Raw genomic sequence first — 387 nt, 5'->3', positions numbered from 1 at the left:
TTCGAGCCGCGTCCGGGGCATTGAGGGATTAAGCTCTGAGAAGCTCAGCTTATGGAGGTATGGTCGCTCATGACCGAGCTGACCGACCATGAGCTGAAAGCGATCAATCTGATCATCGCCAGGCTTGCGCCTCTAAAGCGAGATCAGATGTTGGCAGACTTGGCCGCCGCCGAGATCGAGGTGTTGCTGGCGGATCGCTCGATGCTGCGATTTCACCTGCCAGGCCATGTTCCATCCTCACCTGGTCAAACCCCTCTGGGCCAGGTTGGCGGTCAAGGGGATGAGCTTCTGGACGTCGTGCTTTTCGAAGACAGCGATGGGCGTCTTTTCGAAGTCGAGCGGGTCCCGCCCGGGTTTTAACTGGATCAAACTAGCGCGGCCTGGACG

At 58.4% G+C, this 387-nt stretch carries 1 protein-coding gene; it reads left to right on the top strand.

The genetic code is table 11. The annotated features are described in order from the left end of the window. Positions 1-69 precede the first annotated feature (69 nt). Positions 70-360 (top strand): hypothetical protein, encoded by a 291-nt coding sequence (locus AB4Y63_RS19160; protein ID WP_441792661.1) that lies wholly within the window; start codon positions 70-72, stop codon positions 358-360. Positions 361-387 lie beyond the last annotated feature (27 nt).

It is taken from the genome of Leifsonia sp. YAF41 (assembly GCF_052113185.1).
Classification (GTDB): Bacteria; Actinomycetota; Actinomycetes; order Actinomycetales; family Microbacteriaceae; genus Cryobacterium.
The sequence above is the reverse complement of the archived record's forward strand: the minus strand, read 5'-3'. Positions and strand labels throughout refer to the sequence as shown.